Below are 1667 nucleotides of genomic sequence, written 5' to 3'. Positions count from 1 at the left end.
TGCACAGCGGTTTAATTAGCCCGGAGCAATTGCCGTTCAAATATCAATACGAAATTCACGCCAATGAAATTGTGCTGTTGGCATATTACATCGCGGCAATCAACATTGAATCCAGTTATCACAGTTTGGTCGGCGGCAATTATCAACCGTTTGGCGGGATTTGTTTAACCGATACGTTCCAGCTTTATGAAAAAGGCGATTTATTAGATGAACTGTTGGCTGAAAATAGTTCGCGGCGGCACAAGCAAAAACAATTGCCGGTGCGGGTGATTATTGGCAATCCGCCGTATTCAATTGGGCAAGCCAGCGCCAATGATAACAATGCCAATTTGCGCTACGCAGGTTTGGATGAACGCATCCGCAGCACCTATGCCGAACGCTCAACGGCAACATTAAAAAATGCGCTTTATGATAGTTATATTCGGGCGATTCGCTGGGCGTCAGATCGGATTGGTGACAGCGGGATTATTGGGTTTGTCACCAATGCCGGTTGGTTAGAAGCAAATACAGCGGACGGTTTGCGGCAGTGTTTAGCAGAAGAATTTAGCAGCATTTATATTTTTCATTTACGCGGTAATGCTCGCACTTCTGGCGAATTGCGGCGCAAAGAAAAAGATAATGTGTTTGGCATGGGCAGCCGTGCGCCAATTGCAATCTCGTTGTTGGTTAAAAATCAGAATGCGGCGCAGCACGGGCAGATTTATTTTCACGACATTGGTGATTTTCTAAGCCGTGAGGAGAAGTTAGACAAAATTAACGCTTTTGTGAGCGTCGCAGGCATTACTGCAAGCGATGGCTGGCAAGCAATCACACCGGATCAGCACGGCGATTGGTTAAATCAACGCAATGATAATTTTTCTGATTTTATCGTGCTGGGAGATAAAAAAAGTGACGGTATTAAATTGTTTGAAAACTACTCAAATGGAGTAAAAACTAATCGGGATGCGTGGGTTTACAATTTTTCTCACAGCAGTTTGTTAAAGACTGTAGAAAATATGATTGCTTATTATAATTCCGAAGTTGAACGATATAAAATATCCTGCGCCGGAAAAGTAAAAAAAGATTATCCTGATGTCGAGAAATTTGTTGATTTTACGTCAAGCAGATTGAGTTGGACTCGTGAGGTAAAACAGGATTTGGGAAATCATAAATCACGGCAAGTAATCAAATCTGGGTTTATAATTTCACTGTATCGACCTTATTCTAAAAATTGGATGTATTTTAACGAGCATTTTAATAACTGTGTTTATCAAATGCCCCGTATTTTCCCAGATGCAACGGCGGAAAATGTGGTGATTTGTGTGTCTGGTATTGGTGCGCGTAACTTTTCTGTTTTAATTACAAAAATTTTGCCTTGTTTAGATAACATTGAGAAAGGTCAATGTTTCCCGCTCTATTTATACGACGAGCCAGCACCAGCAACGAGTGACGCCAGTTTATTTGCAACTGAATCAACCCGCACGCGCCGCGATGCAATTACTGACGCAGGGTTAAACCATTTCCAAACGGCTTATCCAGATGCAACGCTCAATAAAGAAGGCCTGTTTTATTATATTTATGGTTTGCTGCATTCGCCGGAATATCGCACCAGTTATGCCGACAATTTGAGCAAAGAATTACCGCGCATTCCGCGAGTGAAAACTGCTGCGGATTTCTGGGCATTTAGC

At 42.4% G+C, this 1667-nt stretch carries 1 protein-coding gene; it reads left to right on the top strand.

Annotated features, from left to right (window positions below):
- Positions 1-1667: type ISP restriction/modification enzyme (locus tag CKO12_RS14210; RefSeq protein ID WP_338032765.1), on the top strand; the 1667-nt coding region annotated here is incomplete at both ends.

Source organism: Chromatium okenii, from assembly GCF_016583745.1.
In the GTDB taxonomy this organism is placed as follows: domain Bacteria; phylum Pseudomonadota; class Gammaproteobacteria; order Chromatiales; family Chromatiaceae; genus Chromatium; species Chromatium okenii.
Note: the sequence above shows the minus strand (reverse complement) of the source record. Positions and strands in the feature narration are given on the sequence as shown.